Annotated in this window: 1 protein-coding gene; it reads right to left on the reverse strand. The window is 73.0% G+C overall.

Going from position 1 to position 681, the window contains the following annotated elements; all coding sequences use genetic code 11:
* Nucleotides 1–169: 169 nt before the first annotated feature.
* Nucleotides 170–681: thiamine pyrophosphate-dependent enzyme (locus tag G3I78_RS46675; protein ID WP_239158454.1), on the reverse strand; the 512-nt coding region annotated here is incomplete at its 5' end.

The raw sequence follows: 681 nt of genomic DNA on the forward strand, positions 1-681 counted from the left end.
CGAGCCGACGGCGGCGGCGGTCCCGGACACGTTACTCCCCGGTACGTCTGCGCGGGTCGAGCGCCCAGAACCGCGAGGGAGAGCCCCGGTCCTGCGAGGTAGAGGCGTGGTCATGACCACGCCTCTACCTCGGCGGACCCGGGCTCTCCCTCGGTGCAGCGGGCGCGGGTCAGACGGCGGTCGCGTCGTACGCGGCGACGTACCGGTCGAGCTCGGCGAGGAAGGCGGCCCGCTGGGAGTCGCCCAGCCACGACGCCTCGAACGAGTTCCGCGCGAGCTGCACGACCTCCTGGGTCGTCAGGTCCGCCGCGTCCGCGAGCGCCACGTAGTTGTCGGCTACGTAGCCGCCGAAGTACGCGGGGTCGTCCGAGTTCACCGTGACGCGCACGCCCGAGCGCAGCAGGCCCGCGATCTCGGTCGCCTTCATGTCGTCGGTGACGAACGAGTTCGAGACGGGGCAGCACGTGAGCCCCAGGCCGCGCTCGCGGACGACGTCGACGAGCGCCGGGCCGGGCCGGTGCAGCGCGTCCTGGAGCGCGCGGCGCAGGTCCTTGGGCTTCTCCACGCGCACGGCGGGGATGCCGATCGCGTTCGCGACGGCGGCGTAGTCGACCTGGGGCGACTCGGTGCCGAACATCGGCAGCCCGTCGACGAGCATCTCGAGGCGCACCATGCCCAGGC

This window comes from Streptomyces sp. SID13726 (assembly GCF_010548375.1).
Lineage (GTDB): Bacteria > Actinomycetota > Actinomycetes > Streptomycetales > Streptomycetaceae > Streptomyces.